The organism is Winogradskyella bathintestinalis, assembly GCF_030407435.1.
Lineage (GTDB): Bacteria > Bacteroidota > Bacteroidia > Flavobacteriales > Flavobacteriaceae > Winogradskyella > Winogradskyella bathintestinalis.
Genome location: NZ_JASDDK010000001.1, coordinates 786,763 through 808,227 on the forward strand (window position 1 = coordinate 786,763; position 21,465 = coordinate 808,227).

25 protein-coding genes are annotated in these 21,465 nt (G+C 32.3%); 6 read left to right on the plus strand and 19 right to left on the minus strand.

The genetic code is table 11. From position 1 onward, the window contains the following. Positions 1-36: 36 nt before the first annotated feature. Positions 37-990, minus strand: a complete 954-nt coding sequence (locus QMA06_RS03225) for an NAD-dependent epimerase/dehydratase family protein (protein ID WP_290205411.1) — start codon at positions 988-990, stop codon at positions 37-39. A gap of 173 nt (positions 991-1,163) precedes the next feature. Here QMA06_RS03225 and QMA06_RS03230 point away from each other — a divergent pair, with 173 nt between their 5' ends. Next, entirely contained in the window at positions 1,164-1,691 is a 528-nt protein-coding gene (locus tag QMA06_RS03230; RefSeq protein ID WP_290205412.1) for a hypothetical protein, read from the plus strand. A gap of 82 nt (positions 1,692-1,773) precedes the next feature. Here the strand turns inward: QMA06_RS03230 and QMA06_RS03235 are convergent, their stop codons facing one another. Together QMA06_RS03235 and QMA06_RS03240 are read right to left on the minus strand one after the other, a co-directional pair. Continuing rightward, positions 1,774-2,490 carry a hypothetical protein gene (locus QMA06_RS03235; protein WP_290205413.1) on the minus strand — a complete coding sequence of 239 codons (717 nt, stop codon included), beginning with the start codon at positions 2,488-2,490 and terminating at the stop codon, positions 1,774-1,776. A gap of 83 nt (positions 2,491-2,573) precedes the next feature. Then, positions 2,574-3,383 (minus strand): NAD(P)H-binding protein, encoded by an 810-nt coding sequence (locus tag QMA06_RS03240; protein ID WP_290205414.1) that lies wholly within the window; start codon positions 3,381-3,383, stop codon positions 2,574-2,576. 124 nt (positions 3,384-3,507) lie between these two features. On the opposite strand from QMA06_RS03240, the gene QMA06_RS03245 reads away from it, so the two are divergent. Then, entirely contained in the window at positions 3,508-3,993 is a 486-nt protein-coding gene (locus tag QMA06_RS03245) for a CBS domain-containing protein (protein ID WP_290205415.1), read from the plus strand. Here QMA06_RS03245 and QMA06_RS03250 read toward each other — a convergent pair. The 12 genes from QMA06_RS03250 to QMA06_RS03305 all read right to left on the minus strand — a co-directional run bounded on the left by QMA06_RS03250 (position 3,990) and on the right by QMA06_RS03305 (position 12,482). After that, complete coding sequence (locus QMA06_RS03250; protein WP_290205416.1) at positions 3,990-4,340, minus strand: hypothetical protein; 351 nt, start codon at positions 4,338-4,340, stop codon at positions 3,990-3,992. The two genes, QMA06_RS03245 and QMA06_RS03250, sit on opposite strands and share 4 nt — an antisense overlap. A gap of 193 nt (positions 4,341-4,533) precedes the next feature. Continuing rightward, entirely contained in the window at positions 4,534-4,785 is a 252-nt protein-coding gene (locus tag QMA06_RS03255) for a hypothetical protein (RefSeq protein ID WP_290205417.1), read from the minus strand. A 161-nt stretch (positions 4,786-4,946) separates the two neighbouring features. Beyond that, positions 4,947-5,453 (minus strand): GNAT family N-acetyltransferase, encoded by a 507-nt coding sequence (locus tag QMA06_RS03260; RefSeq protein WP_290205418.1) that lies wholly within the window; start codon positions 5,451-5,453, stop codon positions 4,947-4,949. A gap of 212 nt (positions 5,454-5,665) precedes the next feature. Further along, positions 5,666-6,226 carry a DUF305 domain-containing protein gene (locus QMA06_RS03265; protein WP_290205419.1) on the minus strand — a complete coding sequence of 187 codons (561 nt, stop codon included), beginning with the start codon at positions 6,224-6,226 and terminating at the stop codon, positions 5,666-5,668. An 18-nt stretch (positions 6,227-6,244) separates the two neighbouring features. After that, a complete protein-coding gene (locus QMA06_RS03270; RefSeq protein WP_290205420.1) occupies positions 6,245-6,403 on the minus strand; it encodes a hypothetical protein in 159 nt (52 codons plus the stop codon). After that, positions 6,384-7,031 carry an SdpI family protein gene (locus QMA06_RS03275; RefSeq protein WP_290205421.1) on the minus strand — a complete coding sequence of 216 codons (648 nt, stop codon included), beginning with the start codon at positions 7,029-7,031 and terminating at the stop codon, positions 6,384-6,386. The genes QMA06_RS03270 and QMA06_RS03275 overlap by 20 nt, the downstream gene beginning before the upstream one ends. A gap of 3 nt (positions 7,032-7,034) precedes the next feature. Further along, positions 7,035-7,325, minus strand: a complete 291-nt coding sequence (locus QMA06_RS03280) for an autorepressor SdpR family transcription factor (protein ID WP_290205761.1) — start codon at positions 7,323-7,325, stop codon at positions 7,035-7,037. Between the two features lie 245 nt (positions 7,326-7,570). Continuing rightward, entirely contained in the window at positions 7,571-8,554 is a 984-nt protein-coding gene (locus QMA06_RS03285) for a hypothetical protein (protein WP_290205422.1), read from the minus strand. Between the two features lie 274 nt (positions 8,555-8,828). Next, positions 8,829-9,935, minus strand: coding sequence for a serine hydrolase domain-containing protein (locus QMA06_RS03290; protein ID WP_290205423.1), 1,107 nt, complete (start codon positions 9,933-9,935; stop codon positions 8,829-8,831). 368 nt (positions 9,936-10,303) lie between these two features. After that, positions 10,304-10,939, minus strand: coding sequence for a transglutaminase-like domain-containing protein (locus tag QMA06_RS03295; protein ID WP_290205424.1), 636 nt, complete (start codon positions 10,937-10,939; stop codon positions 10,304-10,306). A gap of 178 nt (positions 10,940-11,117) precedes the next feature. Beyond that, positions 11,118-11,726: a hypothetical protein gene (locus QMA06_RS03300; RefSeq protein ID WP_290205425.1), complete on the minus strand. Its 609-nt coding sequence runs from the start codon at positions 11,724-11,726 to the stop codon at positions 11,118-11,120. Positions 11,727-11,906: 180 nt separating this feature from the next. Continuing rightward, the gene (locus QMA06_RS03305; protein ID WP_290205426.1) at positions 11,907-12,482 is read right to left on the minus strand and encodes a hypothetical protein; all 576 of its coding nucleotides are present in this window, start codon (positions 12,480-12,482) and stop codon (positions 11,907-11,909) included. 388 nt (positions 12,483-12,870) lie between these two features. Here QMA06_RS03305 and QMA06_RS03310 point away from each other — a divergent pair, with 388 nt between their 5' ends. The 4 genes from QMA06_RS03310 (at position 12,871) to QMA06_RS03325 (ending at position 17,331) form a co-directional block, all read left to right on the plus strand. After that, positions 12,871-13,206, plus strand: a complete 336-nt coding sequence (locus tag QMA06_RS03310) for a single-stranded DNA-binding protein (protein ID WP_290205427.1) — start codon at positions 12,871-12,873, stop codon at positions 13,204-13,206. Positions 13,207-13,439: 233 nt separating this feature from the next. Then, complete coding sequence (locus tag QMA06_RS03315; protein WP_290205428.1) at positions 13,440-15,287, plus strand: flavohemoglobin expression-modulating QEGLA motif protein; 1,848 nt, start codon at positions 13,440-13,442, stop codon at positions 15,285-15,287. Positions 15,288-15,289: 2 nt separating this feature from the next. Next, the gene (locus QMA06_RS03320; protein ID WP_290205429.1) at positions 15,290-16,342 is read left to right on the plus strand and encodes an ATP-grasp domain-containing protein; all 1,053 of its coding nucleotides are present in this window, start codon (positions 15,290-15,292) and stop codon (positions 16,340-16,342) included. 80 nt (positions 16,343-16,422) lie between these two features. Continuing rightward, positions 16,423-17,331: a M14 family metallopeptidase gene (locus QMA06_RS03325; protein ID WP_290205430.1), complete on the plus strand. Its 909-nt coding sequence runs from the start codon at positions 16,423-16,425 to the stop codon at positions 17,329-17,331. Between the two features lie 166 nt (positions 17,332-17,497). Here QMA06_RS03325 and QMA06_RS03330 read toward each other — a convergent pair whose 3' ends face one another. The 4 genes from QMA06_RS03330 to QMA06_RS03345 all read right to left on the minus strand — a co-directional run bounded on the left by QMA06_RS03330 (position 17,498) and on the right by QMA06_RS03345 (position 21,436). Further along, positions 17,498-17,674, minus strand: a complete 177-nt coding sequence (locus tag QMA06_RS03330) for a hypothetical protein (protein ID WP_290205431.1) — start codon at positions 17,672-17,674, stop codon at positions 17,498-17,500. Between the two features lie 86 nt (positions 17,675-17,760). After that, entirely contained in the window at positions 17,761-18,276 is a 516-nt protein-coding gene (locus QMA06_RS03335; RefSeq protein ID WP_290205432.1) for a ferritin, read from the minus strand. A 119-nt stretch (positions 18,277-18,395) separates the two neighbouring features. Continuing rightward, entirely contained in the window at positions 18,396-19,298 is a 903-nt protein-coding gene (locus QMA06_RS03340; RefSeq protein WP_290205433.1) for a histone deacetylase family protein, read from the minus strand. Continuing rightward, on the minus strand, positions 19,298-21,436 hold the full coding sequence (locus QMA06_RS03345; protein ID WP_290205434.1) for a Tex family protein: 2,139 nt from the start codon (positions 21,434-21,436) through the stop codon (positions 19,298-19,300). The genes QMA06_RS03340 and QMA06_RS03345 overlap by 1 nt, the downstream gene beginning before the upstream one ends. Positions 21,437-21,465 lie beyond the last annotated feature (29 nt).

Consider the following 21,465-nt stretch of genomic DNA (forward strand, 5'->3'; position numbering starts at 1 on the left):
TTTGATAAGCCATAAAAATATAGAAAAGCACTTAATTTAAGAATTATACTTAACGTGTAAATTTTTTAGCATCACCTCGGTCATGCGGCTTAAATTAAACTGATGGTCCCAATTCCAATCTTTTCTGGCCACAGCATCATCAATAGACGATGGCCAACTATCTGCAATGGCTTGTCTAAAATCGGGATTATAAGTCATGGTAAATTCTGGTATTTCTGCTTTAATGCTATTGGCAACATCCTGTGGTGTAAAACTAATTGCAGATAAATTATAAGAAGACCTTATTGTTATATTCTCAGGCGGTGCCGCCATGAGTTCTGTAGTGGCTGCAATAGCATCATCCATAAACATCATTGGTAATTTGGTGTTTTCAGATAAGAAACTTTCATATTTCTTTTCTTTTATAGCCTCATGATAAATTTCTACAGCATAATCCGTTGTACCACCTCCAGGCATCGCCTTATGACTAATAATACCAGGATAACGTAAACTTCTTACATCTACCCCATATTTGTCATGGTAATATTCACACCATCTTTCCCCAACTTGTTTAGTAATACCGTAAACAGTGGTAGGCTCACAAATGGTATGCTGAGGTGTGTTTTCTCTAGGAGTGGTCGGTCCGAAAACAGCGATACTGCTTGGCCAGAAAACTTTTTTAATCTGCCCTACTTTAGCTAAATTCAGCACATGAAATAATGAGTTCATATTTAAATCCCAAGCTTCCATCGGATATTTCTCTCCGGTTGCACTGAGTAAGGCAGCCATAAGATAAACGGTATCAACATTATGATTGATACAGCAATCTTTAATTGCATTAAAGTTTTTAGCATCCAAAATTACAAATGGTCCAGCGTTAACTAAATCTAGTTTTCGAGTATTAATATCGCTAGCAATAACGTTATCAACACCATGGATTTCACGTAATTTGAGGGTCAATTCTGTACCTATTTGCCCACAGGCACCAATGATTAAAATTTTTGAAGACATGCGTTCAGATTAAATTATCGTCAAAAATAGTAAGAATTAATGCATTGATTCATTAAATTATTTAAAAATAAGTCTGTTTTATTATGAAATTTTCATCGTCTCATTAAAAGTGAAAGTACTGAATATATAAAAAGGATAGTTTAAGTATATTTACCATTCAAATTTAGTCAATAATGAAAATTACTTCTGTTCTTTTAGGTGTGTGTTGTGTTATTTTTATGAGCTGCGGTGAAGAAAAAAACAATACGGTTGAAACGGAAACTAAAGATGCTACAGAACAAAGTGCGCGTATTTCGGCTAAAACCATCGAAAATATAGAATACAATGACTATGCATTAAGCCCTGAAGGAGAAAATGCAGTCGTTACTTGGGAAAAACATCAGGAATTAGCCACACAAATTAGTTATTTAAAACGTGGTGATTTTTCGTTTTTTAATGGCGATAAAGAACAATTAAAAAAATTTATTGAAGAGTTTAAGTCACAATTGCCAGAGGGTTTAAAAACCAATCCTGTAGTATCTCGAAATGCTATTGTAGAAACAACGCTGTTAAAATTGAATGAGAATTTAACGTTAGATAATATTGAAAGAACTGCTCAATTAGTAAGTATAAAGGAGATGTTTGTGGCGTTTTCTAATCTAAATTACCAAATAAATAAAAAGTTGGAACGCGATATGTACGATAAAATTCAACCTGAATAAACACTAGCTTTAGGAATATCGTTTTTAAATAAAAAATGCAGCTATTTATGCTGCATTTTTTTATATAATAAAACGTAATATATTAATTTTTCTTCTCAGCAGCTGCTTTTTGAGCGCGTTGTGCTTTTTGAGCCTCTAAAGCTTCACGACTTACCTTTGCTAGATTAAAATTAGGATCGATATCTAATGCATCGTTCATTAAGGCTAATGCCGCATCTAAATTAGTAGCTTTATTTTCTGTAAAAGTCAAAATGCCTTTAAGATAGATTAAAGCAGCCTTCAAGGAAGTTTCATAAGGTTGTTGTCTTTCATAAAACGCACGTTTCATGTCATCCTTTACATTGGCTAGTGCGTAATCTATATTCACTTTTGCTCCTGCTAGATCATTAGTTTGAATTTTCATATCAGCCATTTCGTAGGCCAAATAGACATTAGGATCACGTTTATAAAGTACTTCGAAATGCTCCAAAGCCATTTTTGGCTGATTGAGGTTTTTTAGAGCTAGAGCTTTCACTTCAACATTCATATCAGAATCAGTTGAATTCTTTTCTACGCCAATAGTATTCAACGCTTGCATGTGCTGGCCATCAGAAAGATAAATATAGGCTAATGTATCTTTGCGGGCTATAGAAGGCTCTAAAACTTCGAGATGCGTCATGGCATTAATAATACCCTGTACGTCACCTTGTTTTTTCATTTGCTTATAAAAAGCCTCATAATGATTTTTCAATTCTGTATTTGTCTGTGCAAACATACTTACTGAAAATAGCATAAGTATAGCAATGGTAATAGTCTTCATTTGTTTGTTCTTAGTTTGTTTTTAAATTATTGCGCTAAAACTATAAAAATTAATAAGAAATGGTCTTAAAAAACTGATAATTTCTACAATTCCATTGAAAAGGTGTAATTCAAAAGTTGTACCAATGTAGAACTATCGATAATTTTTCCTTTACTTTCTTCAGAAGAATTAAAATTGGGAACGGCTAAATTATGTTGTTTACAATAGTTTGAATAATAGTTTTTTTTGGTAGAATGTAATGGAAAAGCAGCATTTAAGGTTACGCCCCAAATGGATTGTTCTATAAGGCTTAAAATAATTTGTATACAATCTGTTTTATGTATTAAATTTATTGGAGCCTCTGGATTTGAAACTTGAGTTCTGCCTGATAAAAATTTTGCAGGATGACGTTCTTCATTTATTAGTCCTCCAAAACGCAAAATGGTGGTTTTAAAATTAGGATTGGCTTGCAGCATTTTCTCAATCGCAATGAGTTGTTTACTCGTATCTGATGTAGCATTTGGCTCTGTCTCTGCAGTAATTATAGGAAAATCAGTTGTGTTTTTAAAAACTGAAGTAGAACTTATGTACAGCACATGTTTCACCGCAGATACTTCAATAGCATGCATTAAATGTCTTATTTCTGCGACATGATCTTTAGTTGGATTCTTTCGTAAACCCGGGGGAATATTAATAATTACGGTTTCACTTCCTGCAAGAAACTCAGTCGTATTCCCGGTGAGATCTAAGACATTTAAAACAATTAAAAATGGATTAATTTTAAAATTACTTAAGGTCTTAAATTTTTCTTTTGAGGTTGTAGAGCCATGAACGGTATATCCTTTGTGAACTAAAGTTTTAGCTAAAGGTAAGCCCAACCAACCACAACCAATAACGCTAATTTGTGTTTTCAAAATAAAGTGAGAGAATTTTACATCAAAAATACGATTTATTAATCCTTTTAAATTTCAATTTTTTTAAATCATTAAAATTCAGTAACTTTAATATTCACACTAACTAATATAAAAGACAATTGTTATGGCCATAAAAAGTTTTCAAGGATCGCGAAGGCAGCAAAATACTGCAGGATCTTCACAACTCAAAGTGAGAGATTATATGACGACTAATCTTATTACATTTAGGCCAGACCAATCCGTGCAAGAAGTTGTGGAGGCTTTAATAAGACATAAAATATCTGGTGGCCCTGTTGTTAATCATAAGCAAGAATTGGTGGGTATTATTTCTGAAGGAGATTGTCTTAAACAGTTAAGCGAAAGTCGTTATTACAATATGCCACTAGACCATGATAATGTAGAAAAACGTATGGCGACAAATGTTGAGACTATTGACGGTAATCTCGATGTTTTTGATGCGGCCAATAAATTTTTGCAATCGAAACGACGACGATTTCCTATTGTAGAAAATGGTAAACTGGTCGGACAAATTAGCCAAAAGGATATTTTAATCGCTGCGTTGGAACTTAAAGGTGAAAACTGGAACAGTACCACCAAAGGTGGATCTTAATCGTTACGCTTCACCAACGCATAATATTCACCTTCTAAGGGTAAATAGCCTTGGTCGTAAACAAAATAGTACACTGTGCCTGCTTTTGTAGTATATATGCTTGTAAAATAATTAAAATCGAATCCTCGTTCTATGAGTTTAGCTCTAGAACATTTCATCTTTTTATTAGGGTTCAATGCCTCTAATATTCTGTAATTTTTTCTTAAGCGGTTATTGGTATTTCGCACCAAATTTTTAGAATCTTTATTTAGACGATTATTTTGCGCATTTCTACAACCATCACTACAATATTTTTTATCGATTCTGCCAATAATAACATCACCACATTCCGGACACTTTTTGCGCATGGTTTTAAGTTTTAGTTTTTACAAGATAACTAAAATTCGTATAAACTTGTAGTATTGGCTATCTGCGTTTGGTTTTTTTAGCCATTACTATTAAGTGAAATGCTTCAATAATGGTTGAGCAATTGCGGTATTTTTTATTGAACAGAATGTGTGCGTTTGCAAACTTGTAAAATGAAGTGTCTCAGATTTCAACTCAGCTCTTGTTATATTTCTTATGCTCTATTTTCTTCTGTTCTAAAATAGCATAGAATTTCCGTGGGGAAATTTTGAGATCTTTGGTTATATCTTGCACTTTTTTCTTACCTTCTTTATATAGTTTTAAATTCTCATTTAACTTTTTGTTGAAGAAATGTTTTTCTAATTTGTCAACGATTTGCAATTCAGATAAATTTGACGCACTCGCGTATTTTTCAATTTCCGATTTAATAATTTTTAAATTACTCATAAGATTAATGTTTTAGTTCTGTTTTATAAAATGGTAATATTTTTGAAGCTTGTTTTAATTACATGATTCAACTATTAAGCTAGCAAATAAAAAAATCTTAATGGATTCTAATAATAGAATTTGTAAAAGCAATTAAATTTATACAATAATTTGTTCGCTTTTTAGAAGTCTTTTTTTAAGACCAACCGATCGCCTCTTTCTATAGACGTGAACTTAGTGACGTATTTCATATTTAGTTTTTCTAAAACTTTTTTAGAGGCTATATTTTCAGGGCTTACTGTAGCGATTAATTCGGTTAAATTCATTTCGTTTTTAGCATATTCGAACCAAAAATTTCCGATTTCTGTTGCTAATCCCTTGCCCCAATAATTTTCATTGAGTATAAATCCAAATTCATAACTGTCTTTTTCAAGGTAATTGCATTTCAATAATCCTGAAATTCCAATAACCTTATCATCATTTTTAGTGGTTAAACACCAAAAGCCAATGTTACGATTGTCAGCGTCTATAAAGTCGGTTTTTAATAACTCCTTAAATTCTTTTTGTGTGAAAGTACGCCCTTTTAATACGGTTTGCATTACGAGTTTATTGCTGCAGAACAATTTTTCTAATTCATTGATGTAATTAGGGTGCAATCGTTTTAATCTCAGTCGTTTTGTCTCTAGCATTTTAAAAAATAAAAGGTTTAATGTTATCTCGTAATTTAAAATTTAATCAGATTACTTGAGCTGTGTTTTGGGTTTTTTGGAAGAAAAATAGAAGAGTTATTGTGCATTCGAGAATTAAAATTACTTCCGCTGAAAGATGTGATTAAACAAAAAATCGCTAATTAAAATCTGAAATAATTTATTGATTTATATTATAACTAATCAAATAATTATTATTTAATATTTGTCGTTTCTTTATCTAAATGACCTTTAAAATTTGGAATTTGTCTCGTTTCTTTATCAGATTCATTTTCCACAATACCGTTTTCTTTAATATCTTTTATCAACCATGCCATTTCCATAATTTCTTTGCGTTGCGCTTTAATAATGTCATCCGCTAATTTTCGAACTCTTACATCTTTTATCATTGCTCTTTCGCTAGTTAATACCGCGATAGAATGATGGGGGATCATCCCTTCCATATAATCGGTATCGGTTACTGTCATTTGGCTTCTTACCAACCAAATGCCGCCGACAATCATTATAGCTCCCAATCCTAATATGGCAATATTGGCCTTGGTGTTTTTGTACATATTGTGCATATAGAGAAGCATAATAATTATCATTGATCCACCCATAATAATCGTCATAAACAAACGGGTTTCACTAAACCAAAAGTGGTCGACTATTTGATAAGAATGAGTGTACATTAATAGAAACATTGCTAACATCGAGGTGATAATCATCGCAAAGAATTTCCCGTATTTCTTGTTATTGTTATGTTCGTTTTCCATGTTATTTGAGTTTAAAAATTAAGGATAATGTATGGTTTCGTGATGTAATAATTCAATCAGATTTCCACTACTAATCAAAGATATTAAAAGTGCAAGATTTTTGTAAGTATTAGCGGCAAACCATGGATTAAACTGTTTATGGATTAAACTGTTTATTTTATATCGTTTTTCTTTCATTTTTAAATATGAAATATGAATAAACTATTGGTATTATTGTGATTATCCCTGTAATAATTAGAAATAGTGTGAAATTCATTTGTTGCTCTAAAATTAAACTTGAAATCACAACAATGATGCCTCCTGCAAACCACAGTTTTCCGCCTAATATGTGCGTCTTTTTCCAGACGGTTTCACTCTCCAAAGTCCAAGGGGTTTTGATTCCTATAAAATAGTTTGTTTTTATTGTTTTAAAGTAATTTCCAAGGATTATGTATAAAATTCCGATGAACATTACCAAATAATTCGGATTGGTAAAAGATTCATTTTCGGCTGTATAAATAATAAACATAGCCAATATTGACATAAATGTGGTCAATAAAAATTTTATAGTTTGAAGTTTGTCGCCCATTTTATGCAATTTGTTTTTTGGATCAATTTTAGGGACCACTAAAAAAATAAGATATACCAGAAGTGGTAGTATAATTGGAATAATTATTAATTCCACTTTTTCTCCATATCGGTCTATTTCTCCTTCCATATTCCAATGCATCGGAACTTTATCGGGCAACTGATCCCAGATATATGCCAAATAGATAAAAGGTAATAGTACGATTGCAATTAGCGGCAGTTCCTTTTTTAGGTTCATAATTTAATTTTTTAAGGTGAGTATCCAGTTTATTAAATCTTCTAGGATGCTAGTGTTTAAAGAATATTCTACAAATTGTCCTTTTTTTTCACTAGTTATTAAATCAGCTCTTTTTAAAAGATCGAGATGGTGCGAAATGCTTGGCTTAGATATATTGAATTGTTCTGCAATTTCGCCAGCATTCATATCTTTATCTTTTAGTAATTCGACAATTTGTCTGCGCGTTGCATCGTTAAGCGCTTTAAATAAAGAGTTCATTTGGTTTAAGTATTTAGTTAAATATCTAAATAATATTTAACATAACAAAATTTTAGTTTGATTTTAAAATAGTTCAAAAGAACTGTTTAGTTATGAAATAAGCACTAAAATTCTGTAATACGACAGCGTAGAAACAGCCAAACACGTTAATAGTAGTCTGTAATACTTAATTAAAACAAACTTTTATAATTAAAACAAGATTGCAACAAAGAATATAAAAGTGGGTTCGTAGAAATTACTAAAAAGACATTTGATTTTTACATCTTGTGTATTTATGTCTTTTATTTCAATATCGTTAAATCTTTCATGGTGCTATTAAGTTTCTCTTCATTATCTATATAAAGTTTAAGTATCACACGTTTTGAACTTGTTGTGCTAATATTATTTTCTATTAAATAAAGATACTCTCCATTTTCAAATCGATAATCATAACCCAAACCATATTTGTTTTGTTGTTCAATAGCCCCATTATATAAAACCAAACTTGGTCTATCGCTAGTAGTATTTGGTTTATTCCAAGACATATATCTTAAAGTACCATCTTTTAGTTTGTCTATTTTTATTGTAAACTTACTATTTTCAGAATGTATACTGTTTTCTTGAAACTCATTCCTATAAGTAATTCGTTTATCTTGTATCTCAAATTTATAATACGCATCACCATTACTAGCATAGAAGCTAGTGTCTGAAACCCAATAGGCTTTACCGAAAGAACTAAAATTAAATTTATATTTTTCTTCCATATCGTAATCTGTAACAAGAATTGGGTGTGCTTTTTTGTCAATCATTTGATGTAAAGAAATACCATCGAAGTCAATACCATCATTAGCATAACTATATATGAATTTTAAATTGGGGGAAAAAATAAGCTCGTAGCCAGATATGTAAGATGTTGATCCATCGTCTAAGTTTATTAACAGATTTGAAATAGTTGATTCAAACCAATTTTCATAAAGAACACAACTATTTAATTTTTCTATGAATCCAAGATAAGATATACTAATAAGTTGTTCATCATCTTCTAGGCAATTTCTTACAGTCTCAATACTTGTGGTAACCGTATAACAGTTTTCTGTTATATTTACTTGAGTAGGAATTACAGCGCTGTTTAATAATTTAGCCGGTTTAAGTTGTTTAGCTTCTTCATAATCTTCTTTCTCTATAGTTGTTATAATGATGTCATAGTTTTGAGAGCCTCTTATTAATACATAAAAATTGTCATTTTTTTGTTTTATAGTATCTATAGGCTGTTTAGAATATAGCACGTTTTTTAATTTTATATCGAGACAATCTTTATTCTTTTTGTTTAAAAGACATGCGTTTAATGAAACACTCAGTAATAATATATTGAGAATTATAGTAGTAAAATTCACTTTTTTTAGTGTTTGTTTTTATTGCCTAAAGCGTGTTTATATATTCAGTGGATTAAAGCACCTAATTTTGCCATTAGAAATTGAATCGGAAATCCGCGAGTTCCAACGATTCAGTTGGTAAATAGGCTTTATTTACTAATAAACTATATACAGTGTTGGCAATAAGTTATTTTATATTTTCAATAATTTGGTCGAAAAACAAATTTGAGGAATTATCCAAAAGCACCAAACTCGTTTTCGTTTTAATATTTCTGGTGAAATAAGTATTTGCTCCTAGCCAAGCTCCATCATGCATCACAACATCTTCGTTTATAATTAGCCAACCAAAACCATAGTTCGATAATTCTCCATTATTCAAAGTCGGTTTCTTAAAAGCTTCTTTCATATTTTTATCGCTAATAAGGTTATTAGCGTACCAAAAGTTATCCCATATAACAAAATCGTCGATACTACTAAAAATACCGCCATCGCCTGCAACTCCGTCTACAAAGGTTGGTTTGAGCTCTCTGGTTTCCCCAGCTAAATCTTCAAAATCATCTGTTTTACCTTGGAATGTTTTATCTCTTGAAATTAGATTCCAAACTCTTGTGTTATTCATTCCTAGCGGATTGAATATGTTATCTTTCATAAAATTCTCAAAAGATTGTTGCGAAACTAATTCTATAATCCGAGCTAATAAAATGTAGTTTGTATTTGAATATTGGTATTGGTCATTAGGATTAAAATGGGCTTTCGGTTTATTTTCTACTATAAGTTTCGTTGCTTTTTCATTTGTTAAAATTCCTATGTCTTCCTTCGCGTTCTCTGCTAAATATAAATAAGAGTCAGGTATACCCGATGTATGATTTAATAGATTTCTAATGGTAACATTTTGATAGGGAAAGTTTGAGATATATTTTGAAACCTGGTCATCATAATCAATCAGTGCTTTCTCATTTAAAAGCATTATTCCGCTGGCTGTAAATTGTTTTGATACTGATGCAAGACGAAACGACGCGTTATTATTTAACTTTTCTGTTCTTTGGAAATTCGTGTATCCATAAGTTTTTGCAAGAGTTGGGATGCCATCTTTTATAATTAATATGCCGCCATTAAATTTCCGTTCAGCATTAAGGTTTGCTAACCAATTGTCGATCAAAACTATTTTTTCTTTTTCGCTTGAATTTTCAGGAATCTTTAGTTCAGGTACTTGAAGAAAAAAAACAAAAAACCAAACAAAAAAACCGATGCCAATTACTACAATTCCGAGTATAATATAAAGTGTTATTTTCATTTGTTATAATCTAGTTGTCTCGGCTTCCATAATTTTTGCTCTATTTATTGCCCAAGCGTTTAAATGTAATTTAAGCATGTAATTTAGCAAATAAAAACCGAATAGAAAATGTGCGAATTCCAACATATCGGGCTTTGTAAGTGGTTGACAACCATAGATATATTTTCACGGTGCTGTGCGGAGTATTTTGACTTTCGACCTTATTCCTAGCGAATATAAGTTTTTGCTTAGAAATGTTTTACTGCTAAATTTCTTTAGGTAATTGTCAATTGGTTTGAAAAATCCTCCGGTCATATCGAATCCATGTACGATTGCGGTTAATAATATATTGCTCTAAAAACAAGATATGCCGATAATCACAGACGTTTTCACAGCTTATATTCCATTATATGTTTATTGGTGTCAAATATATGTGGGTAATGTTCTTTTATATTCTTTTCCATAAAATCAAGAGGGACATCATCAAAATATCCATAGTCGTCTGTATATTCCATAAACCGATTGCCGTCGCTATCAAATTGTTGTAAAAATGAACTATTTTCCCCGTCAAAATCTAATGGTTCTACATTTAATTTCTCACACAACGATTTGTTAAAAGCAGGTGACATTTTAAGCCATTTATTATTGAGATAGACATTAACCATTCCGTGTGGAGTCAATTCATTTGAGCCAAACTTTTCCGTCAATCTTTCGACCGCAATGTGATTTTTAACTTTCCCTAAATGTAATCGCGCTGGTAGGCCCAAAGCACGAAGACAAGAAATTAATAGTATTGATTTCTCTACACAATTGCCAGATTGTTTTTTTGCAATATGGCTCGACTTATATTTTACTTTCGACAGGGTTATGCTATAAGGGTCATATTTCCAATGATCACGCACTTTGGTGTAAATTCCGATAGCTTTTCCCTTAGCATTCAAATCGATAGTTTTAAATTCAGATATGAGATTCTGAACTGAATTATCTTCAAAATCAAAGTAATAGGTCGTGTCTAGATAGGTCATGCTTTAGGAATCGTGATTTTTACTTGGTGGCTTATGCGTTTGTCTAAGATTAGTGGCGTGTTTAAGCACTAAAGTTAGCAAATAAATTGCAGATAGAAAGTCTTTGAGTCTTAACGTTTCGGGGATTTTAAGTAGGCTAATACTAGAAAAAAGTTATATACAGTGTTACAAGTTGGCATTATTTTACATTAAATTCTTTAAGTAATTCATTTCCGAAGTATATTTTTCCCCTTTTGAAGTTTTTAGGAACAATGAAATAAATGTCAACTGTATTAGATTTTATTTTTTTATAATCAAAATAGATTGATTTAATTTTGGGTCTACGTTCTGTTCCAAAATTAATGCAATTATCCACATCTTCATAACCGTCTATTTTGTAATCTACAAAAGAATCTTTAGTCGACGGTTTGTAAGAATACCAGTAGGTCTTTTTATCTTTTGGTTTTTCATCAATTAGTCTCTTAAATCCTAAAAAAGTTCCCATGGCATGATTATGTTTCATGTCAACAGGTCTTAATCTCTGTTTGTATTCGTCCGAAACTAGATAGAATTTATTTGGGTCAAAATATTCCTTTTTTTTAGATTTAGATTTGATTTTAAATCTAACCTGAATCTTTTTTTGATTTTTATTTGCTTGAACGAAGTATCCAGAATTATGTACTTCAAAATGTCGTGAGTTTTTAATGGCTTTTTTGAATTCAAATCTAAAGTTGCCATCCACAGTTATGTCTTGACTAAACCCTTTAAGTGATAACAGAATGAATAGAATGAAGATTGAGTTTTTCATTTTAACTTGTGTTAGCGGTTTTGTGTATGCTTAGTGGCGAGATTTAGCGACTAATTTAGTAAATAAATCACAGATAGAATAATAGACTATAATGGGCAATTAATCATACATGGTATTACTATACGTTTTTTATCATTCATGATTTTCGCTCTTCGTCTTATGTAATGATAGTGTTGGGATTTACAGACGATAATCAAACAAAACTCTTAATTGGATTGTGTCACTTATTTCCTTTTTTATCTCATCGAATGATTGAGTTAGTTTTGTTAAGACTTTTTCTAAATCCTTTCCAGTTTTATTTGTGTCAATGGTGATTTCCACCAACGCTCTTCTAGGTGAGGCGGAATATCGTGCAATTTTTCCCTTGTTAAGATAGTGTCTTTTTAGAATTCGATTTAGCTCGCTAATCGGATAACCATTATCTATTAAAATTGAATCTGATTTTATTTTTAATACATTTTTTTGTTTAATTAATCCTATGCCATATACGTATGGTATAATTAGTTTTTTAATTTCATTATCCTCAAAACTTATTATTGCTTTTCTATCTACTTTTTCTTGAAAGGAACTTATTTCGTTGGTTATCTGTTTGAAATTTAGCCTAGTATTATCTAGTTCAATAAACTTAGAGGTTTCTACTATAAATTTACGGTCAGTTGGATAATATCTAGTCTCAGGATAGCTTACTTCTTTGGTTGATTTTTGTTTACAGCCTAGAATGAAAATAAGAATGGATATGTAGACGATTTTTTTCAAATGTATGTTTTGGAACGCATAATACCAAGGGTACAGAATCCTCTTACGGAAATTAAAAGTATTAGTGCTTTTTTTATTAAATGAAAATCCTCCAATAGAATTAAGTTCCGATGTTAATTCTTCAATAACTTCTTTCGGCCTTTTTTTTAATTTTTGCCAACACCTAAATATACATAATAAATAGATATTAAAATCAACAATTATTTCATAATTAAAAGTAACTAAGTAGTTTTAAGCGTTTACAATTAATTACAAACGAATGTAAATGAGTAAATACCGAATACCATTTTAAAGCCCATATAGCTTTGCAGTGTCGAACAAATGCTGAAGTTGTTTCAGTAATTAATCTCGATAGTATTAACTGTTTAACCATTAAAATTTAGAAATTATGAACACGCTTAAAAACAAAGTACAGTTGATTGGTAACTTAGGTAATGACCCAGAAATCACCAATTTTGAATCAGGAAAAACCTTAGCAAAATTTTCTATCGCTACTAACGATAGTTATAAAAATGCGCAAGGTGAAAGAATAACAGATACACAATGGCATAATGTTGTGGCATGGGGAAAAACAGCTCAAATTATTGAGAAGTTTGTAACTAAAGGCAAAGAAGTTGCTATAGAAGGAAAGTTGACCTCTAGGACTTGGGAAGATAAAGATGGTATGAAACGCTATATCACAGAAGTAGTTTGCAATGAGCTATTAATGCTTGGAAATAAATAAAATAAATAATATAACGGACGATTGTCCTGCTGTATATATAAAATAGGCATTAATGGTTTTAAGTAAGTTTTTAAAACCGTTGATGCCTATTAAATAACTAGGTTTAATCACTTCAAAATGGTCTAGTAAAAAAAAGAAGTACAGACAAGGACTGTTAAACATACCTAAAAGCTTTCTAGCGAGTCATTGTTTTTTTTTATCTTAAGTTTTTATAAATGATTTAAGAGAAAACTATGTCCACCACTGTGCCAACTCAAGATGCAGCATTCACCGTAAAACACCTTATTCCAAAGCTCTCAGAGGGGAAAAGAACCGTCACCACGCTTCCATCGGGAGGTTATTTATTTTTAGAACACGATGTACCTTCCTTACTTATCTATCGAAATAATCCTAAGGACACTGCGACCAAGCGGTTAATACGGGGCGGCGCTTCATACTTAATTATCGGGACCGAAGAATTCGATTATTATAAAAAATTTATACAGGATCTTACTGAATTAATGGCGGCAAAATTTGGGACTTTTATAATGGTTGAAATTTTTTCGGGCGATCAAAAGAGTAAAGAATTTGTAATAAAAGGACCATCACACAAACTTCCGGTTTCCTTACAAGTTTTAAAAAATGAACTGCTTAAAATTAAATCAAGGCAGTATAATCTAAAATTACAGGCGCGTATTGAACAAACCAAAGATCGTCATCTAGGTGAAAAACCATTATTAGATATTTCAGATATTAAAGAACGTGGAGCAACGCTTATTGGACTAGAAGTGCCTCCCGTTTATCGCGACGAACATGGAACTATTTATCCAGTTTATTTTAGGGATTTTAAGACGCAGTTTATTATTGCTATTCAAAGAGCTGTGTTTGAATTTGTCAGAGTACAAACCACCTCTTCACTTACCAATTATAATGCCTTAGGAAAACGGACGATTCATGAAGAAGTATTTAAGATAGATAGGCAACTGACTAAAATTGAAACCAGTTATCAATTTTTATTGTTGGTGGCACCTGTAAATATTCAGGCCTTACGAAGCCAATTTTTTGAATCACATTTTAAAAAATTAGATCGGTATCATTATAGATTGTTGCCTGTTGATCCAGATATTTTAAAACGACAACTATATAATTTGCGAATCGACGAAATTGATGATCCAGCGATTTCCTATTTGTTTGATGAAAAGCGTGAGGAAATAGATCATGAGCTCACCATGTTAAAAGAGCGTGGATCTAAAAGTTTTTTTCACAGTAGTATTCGTCTTTATAAAGGATTAGACAAAGATGTATTGGCGGAAGCAGAACTCATACTTCAAAACATAGCAGAAGATCATGAGAAAGAACAGCACGAACACATCGATATTAAAGCCTTTAGTAAATTGGCAAATGAAGAGTTTGAATTCTTAAAAAAACAAGATCCGAATTTTAAATGTAAAGTTCATGTTCGCGATGACGTAAATGTTATGATGGTTTCTAAAGGTGAGTTGTATTTACCTTCCGATTATACTATGGACAAGAAAGATGCTAAAGCCCTTATACAACACGAAATAGGCACGCATGCGCTAACATATTATAATGGTACCCAGCAGCCTTTAACACAAATGGCATCTGGTCTGGCTAATTACGATGCGTTGCAAGAAGGTATTGCGGTATTAAGCGAATATTTGTGTGGCGGACTGTCAGGAAATCGACTGCGTATTTTGGCAGGTCGCGTGGTGGCAGGTGCAGCACTATTAGATGGAGCCGATTTTCACCAAACATTTTTCAAATTATATTCACAGTATGATTTTACCAAAGAACGTGCGTTTAATATCACGTCGAGGATGTTTCAAGGTGGAGGATTCCTTAAAGACATTATATACCTTAAAGGTTTAGTGCGTTTGCGCGATTATTTAATACATGGAGGGGAATTAAAACCGCTGCTATCTGGTAAGTTTGCTTTAAAACATGTTAAAGTAATTCAAGATCTCACCGACCGAGGGCTTGTGGTTCCTCCAACCATAACTCCGAGGTATTTAGAGCATAAAGATTTTAATAAAAAAATAAATAAATTAAAAAAGGGCTTGTCCCTTTCAAAAATGATATAACTATGAACATCTGTTTTGTAATAAGCGATATTAAAACTGAAGCCGTGGGCACTTCTGTGGTTCTTATGAAAAAAGCTCACGAAAGAGGCCACACCTTATATATAATGGGAGTGGGTGATTTTATTTTTCACCACAATGCTCCAATGAGTTTGCGTTGTACACGTGTAAAAACAAATTTGGAGTATGAGAATGCCGACGAATTCTGGGCCCAAATTCAAGAAGATGCCGCTAAAAAGAAAGTAATTACAAGTAAAGATTTGGATGTGCTGTTCTTACGAAATAACCCTACAGAAGAAGCTGATGATCGCCGTTGGGCAGAACACAGTGGTATTGCTTTTGCTCGTATGATTCAACAAGAAGGTGTATTGGTGCTTAACGACGCCTATGCCATGTCTCATGCCTATATCGATAAACTTTATTTTGAAGAGCTGCCGTCTTCCATTAAACCAGATAGTTTAGTGACAAGAGATATTGATGATTTATTACAATTTTGGGAAGAAGTAGGGAAAAAGATGGTATTGAAACCTCTAGAAGGCTCTGGAGGTCAAAATGTATATCTTATTGATGAAGACAAGAAAAATTTAACCCAAATATTTAATACCATAAGTAGCCAAGGTTATGTAATTGCTCAAGAATTTTTACCAGAAGTTTCTAAAGGTGATGTGCGTATTATTTTAATGAATGGTAAAGTTCTAGAAGAAAATGGAGAAAAAGCGGTTATAAGACGGGTGAATTCAGACAAGGATGAATTTAGAAGTAACATTGCCTTAGGCGCAAAAGTAGAAAAAACGGAATATACCAAAGAAATGCAGAAAATTGTTGAAGTTACAGCTCCTAAACTCATTAACGATGGGCTCTTCTTTGTTGGTTTGGATATAGTAAATGATAAGTTAATTGAAATAAATGTTTTAAGTCCAGGAGGTATGGAATACTTTGAAAGTATTGGTCTTCCTAGTTTTACCACACCTGTTATAGAGGCCATTGAGCGTAAAATTGAATATAAAAAACTTTATAATAATAAAATGGTTAATAAAGTATTAGCTACAATGGATTAAGGGTTTGTCTGTATGGAATAGTTAGAAAAGGGAAAATCTCTAAAAAGACGATATAATAGTAATACATGAATTAACAATATATGAAAAGGCTTACAGAAAAAGAAAGAATAATTGGTATTTACAGTAGTAATGATAAGGGACCTTTGTTGTTTGTTACTGCAGCTGTTCATGGTAATGAACCTAGCGGTGTTAGGGCACTAGAGAATATATTTGAAATTTTACATGCTCAAAAACCTCCAATAAAAGGTACGCTTATTGGTGTTGTGGGCAACAAATCTGCCTTAGATAAAGATGTTCGGTTTTTAGATGAAGATCTTAACAGAACATGGACTGCTAATAATATTGACAATAAAATTACGGACAGCAATGAAAAAAGAGAAATGTTTGAACTGATAGAACTTTTAAAAAGTTTTGATGAACACGAGCATTCCCAACGTTATTTTATAGATTGCCATACAACCTCTTCTGAGAGTTTACCTTATATCTCAGTACAAGACGTAGGCGAAAATAATTCTTGGGCACAACAATTTCCTATTCATATTATAAAAGGATTTTCAGATATTGTTCAAGGCACAATCGATGGATATTTAAGCCATCAAGGTATGACGGGTTTTACTGTAGAAGCCGGACAACATAACAGTTCTGATAGTGAAGCATACCATGAAGGAATTATATGGATCGCCTTAGAAAAAAGCTGTAATTTAAATTTTGAAGACTTAGCAGAAATGCCCAATGCGGTATTAAAAACAATTAATGATACTCCACCACAGAAAACATTGGAAATTATACATCGTTTCGGTCTTGAAGCCAATGACGATTTTAAAATGTTAGCAGGCTTTGAAAATTTTCAACGTATTAAGAAAGGTGAGCCTCTCGCTACTTTCAATGGGAAGGATATCAAAAGTTCTTGGGACGCCTATATTTTTATGCCGTTATATCAAGCCAAAGGGAATGATGGCTTTTTTGTTGTTAAAGACATTGAAAATTAATACCGAATTTTTCAGTGATTATAATTATAGCAGTAAAAATTGCATTAAGTAACAATTAATGAATTTTAAGATTAATACCAAAGCGAATAAAATACGTTAGACATAAATAAAAAATAGCGGCCAATGAGGCCGCTATGTCTATTTTTATAAAAGATATCAAAAAATTTTAAGCTACTTTCTTCAGTAAATCAAAACAAGGACATTTTTTACAGCGCTTATTTTCTGCCTTTTTATACTTTTTACAGCATTTGGACTTTACTTTACCGAGAGCTTCAATTCCCGAAGCTTCAAGTTCTTTAATGCGTTTCTTTTTTAACTTTTTATTTTTCTTCTTTTTGCCCATCTTTAATGCTCTTAAAAAGGAAATTTTTAAGTTCAGAAGACAAAAATAACTATTTGTATTTAATCTAAATAATTTTTAACATTTTATTACTCAGGCGTTTCCGCAGCAGAGGTGATGGTCATTTGTTGTATATCTCTATCAAACAAATACAAGCCACCTTTATCGTCACCTATCATTTTTACTTTATCAAGAATAGTTCTTGCCATAGCTTCCTCTTCAATCTGTTCGGCGACATACCATTGTAAGAAATTGTGTGTGGCATAATCTTTTTCTTGTAATGAAATATGAACCAATTCATTTATGCTTTCAGATACAAATATTTCGTGCTCTAAAAGTTTTTCAAACATTTCTTTATAAGATTTATGTTTTACGTTTGGTGCATTCAGCTCAGAGATATGTGCTTGTCCGCCGCGTTCGTTAATGAATTTTACGAGTTTTAACATATGCTCACGTTCCTCATCTGACTGACTGTACATAAAACTAGAAATACCTTCCAATCCTTTGACTTCAGCCCAAATTGCCATAGCCAAATAAATTTGTGAAGACTCAGCTTCAATTCTAACTTGTTTATTTAATGCGGTTTCTATGGATTTTGATAGCATATGTACTGTGTTTTACACAAATATAAGGATAGTTAAATTACCGATGAAGAATTTATTGAAAATTGCCACGGTAGGCGTTTTAGTTTTCAAGAAGTGTTAAATATTAGAATAATTTTAGCTTAAAAGTAAATTTCCTGAGCTAAACGAAATGTATTGGCGTGTGCTTCTATAATCATTTTAATGTCTGGCGAATAACCACCTCCCATACTGCACATTACGGGAATTTGGTTAATCTTGCATTGCTCTAATACAAACCGATCTCTAGTTTTACAACCTTCAATAGATAAGGCTAATTTTCCTAATTTGTCTGATGCAATAACGTCTACACCACATAAATAATAGATAAAATCGGGTTGTTGTCCTTCCATTAATTTTGGTAATGTGTTTTTTAATATTTTCAAATAAGTAGCATCTTCAGTGTCATTTTCTAAAGCGATATCCAAATCACTGATTTCTTTTTTGAAGGGGTAGTTACTTTTGCCATGCATAGAAAATGTGAAGACAGAACTGTCATTCCGAAAAATTTCTGCTGTTCCGTTGCCTTGATGTACATCTAAATCTACAATTAAAATCTTTTTTGCCAAATCCTTGTTTTGAAGATAGCGCGCACCTATCGCTTGGTCATTGAGTAAACAAAATGCTTCACCCCTGTTGGTATAAGCATGGTGAGTTCCTCCTGCAATATTCATGGCAATACCATGCTTTACTGCAAATTCACTCGCTTTTATAGTGCCATCTGCAATAATTACTTCGCGTTCAACTAAATTTTCGCTTAATGGAAAGCCTATTTTTCTGGCAGCACGTTGATTTAAGGTTAAATTGACCAAGTCATAGTAATACTCAGGTGTATGGACAGCAAGAATATGTTTGTCATTAGGTTTTTGGGGTTCAAAAAAATGCGCTTCCGTGCACGTGCCTTCATATAAAAGCTGTCTCGGCAATAAGTCATATTTTTCCATAGGAAAGCGATGGCCTTCAGGCAATGGATGTTTGTAAATAGGATGAAAAGCTATTTGGAGCATTATTTATGAAGTTTTAATTGAATTCGTTTTCGAGCAACATCAACACTCAAAACCTTGACAATTATTTGCTGGTGTAAGTGCACATGTTCATTCACATCTTTTACAAAACTATCGGATAAATTGGACACATGAATCAGTCCACTTTCCTTAATACCAACATCGACAAAACAGCCGAAATTGGTAATGTTATTCACGATGCCTGGCAATAATTGACCTTCTTGCAAATCGGTGATGGTTTTTATATTTTGATTGAATGTAAATACTTTGGCGGTTTCTCTAATATCTATACCAGGTTTTTGAAGTTCCTTTATTATATCTTGAAGCGTAAGCAATCCAACTTGTTTTGAAACGTAAGATTTTAAATCTATTTTTTGAAGTACCGATTTATTTCCAATTAACTCTTTAAGAGAAACACCTTCGTCTTTTGCCATTTGTTTAACTATGGTATAGCTTTCTGGATGAACAGCAGAATCGTCTAAAGGATTTTGAGCGTCTTTAATTCTAAGGAACGCTGCACTTTGTTCAAATGCTTTTCCACCTAAACGCGGTACATTAAGAATATCTTTTCGAGATTTAAAAACCCCATATTTCATTCTGTAATCAAGAATATTTTCAGCTAATTTAGGTCCAATACCAGAGACATAACTCAATAAAGGTTTGCTTGCTGAATTAATATTTACACCAACCGAATTCACACAATTCTCGACCACCATATCTAGTTGATTTTGAAGTTTAGATTGATCGACATCATGTTGATATTGCCCAACCCCAATGGATTTGGCATCAATTTTTACCAACTCCGCCAATGGATCTTGTAACCGTCTGCCTATAGAAACCGAGCCTCGAACGGTAACATCATAATTGGGGAATTCTTCTCGTGCAATTTTTGAAGCTGAATAAATGCTTGCACCAGCTTCGCTAACTACAAACACTTGAACGTCGTTTTTAAAATGGATTTTTCGAATTAACGCCTCTGTTTCTCTCGATGCTGTACCGTTGCCAATAGCAATCGCTTCAATTTTATAAGCTTCGGCCAACGATGAAATCTTTTTTATCGCACCAATACTATCGTTTTTTGGGGCATGTGGATATATAGTTTCGTTGTGCGTTAAATTGCCTTGTGCATCTAGACAAACCACTTTACAACCGGTTCTAAAACCAGGATCTATGGCTAAAACTCGTTTTTCGCCAATTGGTGAGCCTAATAGTAATTGTTTTAGGTTTTTTGCAAAAACCGTTATGGCCGATTCATCCGCCATTTCTTTAGCCTTACTTAAGGCTTCGTTACTTAAAGATGGAAATAATAAACGTTTATAAGCATCGGAAATCGCCAATTCTATATGATCGGCACAGGCATTTTTACTCCGTATGATTTTATTGCCTATCCGTTCTAAAACTCGATCATCATCAATTTCAATTTTTACACGAATAAATCCTTCACTCTCTGCTCTTAATATAGCTAATAAACGATGTGATGGAATGCGACTTAAACTTTCAGACCAATCAAAATAATCTTTAAATTTTTGTGCCTTTTCATCAGCTATTTTCGATTTTACGACTTTAGTTGAAATTTGAGCACGGCGTTCTAATTCATTTCGTAAACTGTTTCTAATATCAGTTCGTTCATTTATCCACTCAGCAATGATATGTCTGGCACCCTCTAGAGCGTCGTCAATAGTTTTAATATCGCCTTTTAAATATCTATAAGCTGTAGTCTCTAAATCATTTTTTCTAAAATCTCGCGATTGACTCATTATAATTTTAGCCAAGGGTTCTAAGCCATTTTTACGAGCGGTTTCAGCTTTTGTTTTTCGCTTTTTCTTGAATGGTAGATATAAATCTTCGAGCGTCGTTAACTCTTGGGTGTTTTCAATATTTTGTTTTAAATCTGAGGTTAAAACATCTTGTTCTTCCAAAGTTTTTAATATGGTCGCTTTTCGTTTTTCTAAGGTTTCAAATTGTTCTTTATATTTAACAATGTCTCCAATTTGAACTTCGTCTAAATTTCCTGTAGCTTCTTTTCTGTAACGTGAAATAAAAGGGATGGTACAATCTTCATTTAATAGTTGAACCGTACTTTTAACATTGTTTTCTGGTATTTGAGTATGTTGGGCTATATATTTTATTATTGAACTCATATTGATTTTTTCTAGTTCCTAAAATATGG

What these genes read in the sequence shown, in the direction of transcription:
- QMA06_RS03320 (WP_290205429.1), top strand. Translation starts at nt 15,290, where the DNA reads ATGAACATCTGTTTTGTAATAAGCGATATTAAAACTGAAGCCGTGGGC.
- QMA06_RS03225 (WP_290205411.1), bottom strand. Translation starts at nt 990, where the DNA reads ATGTCTTCAAAAATTTTAATCATTGGTGCCTGTGGGCAAATAGGTACA.
- QMA06_RS03310 (WP_290205427.1), top strand. Translation starts at nt 12,871, where the DNA reads ATGAACACGCTTAAAAACAAAGTACAGTTGATTGGTAACTTAGGTAAT.
- QMA06_RS03330 (WP_290205431.1), bottom strand. Translation starts at nt 17,674, where the DNA reads ATGGGCAAAAAGAAGAAAAATAAAAAGTTAAAAAAGAAACGCATTAAA.
- QMA06_RS03270 (WP_290205420.1), bottom strand. Translation starts at nt 6,403, where the DNA reads ATGAAAGAAAAACGATATAAAATAAACAGTTTAATCCATAAACAGTTT.
- QMA06_RS03325 (WP_290205430.1), top strand. Translation starts at nt 16,423, where the DNA reads ATGAAAAGGCTTACAGAAAAAGAAAGAATAATTGGTATTTACAGTAGT.
- QMA06_RS03295 (WP_290205424.1), bottom strand. Translation starts at nt 10,939, where the DNA reads ATGACCTATCTAGACACGACCTATTACTTTGATTTTGAAGATAATTCA.
- QMA06_RS03290 (WP_290205423.1), bottom strand. Translation starts at nt 9,935, where the DNA reads ATGAAAATAACACTTTATATTATACTCGGAATTGTAGTAATTGGCATC.
- QMA06_RS03255 (WP_290205417.1), bottom strand. Translation starts at nt 4,785, where the DNA reads ATGAGTAATTTAAAAATTATTAAATCGGAAATTGAAAAATACGCGAGT.
- QMA06_RS03250 (WP_290205416.1), bottom strand. Translation starts at nt 4,340, where the DNA reads ATGCGCAAAAAGTGTCCGGAATGTGGTGATGTTATTATTGGCAGAATC.
- QMA06_RS03335 (WP_290205432.1), bottom strand. Translation starts at nt 18,276, where the DNA reads ATGCTATCAAAATCCATAGAAACCGCATTAAATAAACAAGTTAGAATT.
- QMA06_RS03230 (WP_290205412.1), top strand. Translation starts at nt 1,164, where the DNA reads ATGAAAATTACTTCTGTTCTTTTAGGTGTGTGTTGTGTTATTTTTATG.
- QMA06_RS03265 (WP_290205419.1), bottom strand. Translation starts at nt 6,226, where the DNA reads ATGGAAAACGAACATAACAATAACAAGAAATACGGGAAATTCTTTGCG.
- QMA06_RS03340 (WP_290205433.1), bottom strand. Translation starts at nt 19,298, where the DNA reads ATGCTCCAAATAGCTTTTCATCCTATTTACAAACATCCATTGCCTGAA.
- QMA06_RS03275 (WP_290205421.1), bottom strand. Translation starts at nt 7,031, where the DNA reads ATGAACCTAAAAAAGGAACTGCCGCTAATTGCAATCGTACTATTACCT.
- QMA06_RS03245 (WP_290205415.1), top strand. Translation starts at nt 3,508, where the DNA reads ATGGCCATAAAAAGTTTTCAAGGATCGCGAAGGCAGCAAAATACTGCA.
- QMA06_RS03260 (WP_290205418.1), bottom strand. Translation starts at nt 5,453, where the DNA reads ATGCTAGAGACAAAACGACTGAGATTAAAACGATTGCACCCTAATTAC.
- QMA06_RS03315 (WP_290205428.1), top strand. Translation starts at nt 13,440, where the DNA reads ATGTCCACCACTGTGCCAACTCAAGATGCAGCATTCACCGTAAAACAC.
- QMA06_RS03345 (WP_290205434.1), bottom strand. Translation starts at nt 21,436, where the DNA reads ATGAGTTCAATAATAAAATATATAGCCCAACATACTCAAATACCAGAA.
- QMA06_RS03300 (WP_290205425.1), bottom strand. Translation starts at nt 11,726, where the DNA reads ATGAAAAACTCAATCTTCATTCTATTCATTCTGTTATCACTTAAAGGG.
- QMA06_RS03235 (WP_290205413.1), bottom strand. Translation starts at nt 2,490, where the DNA reads ATGAAGACTATTACCATTGCTATACTTATGCTATTTTCAGTAAGTATG.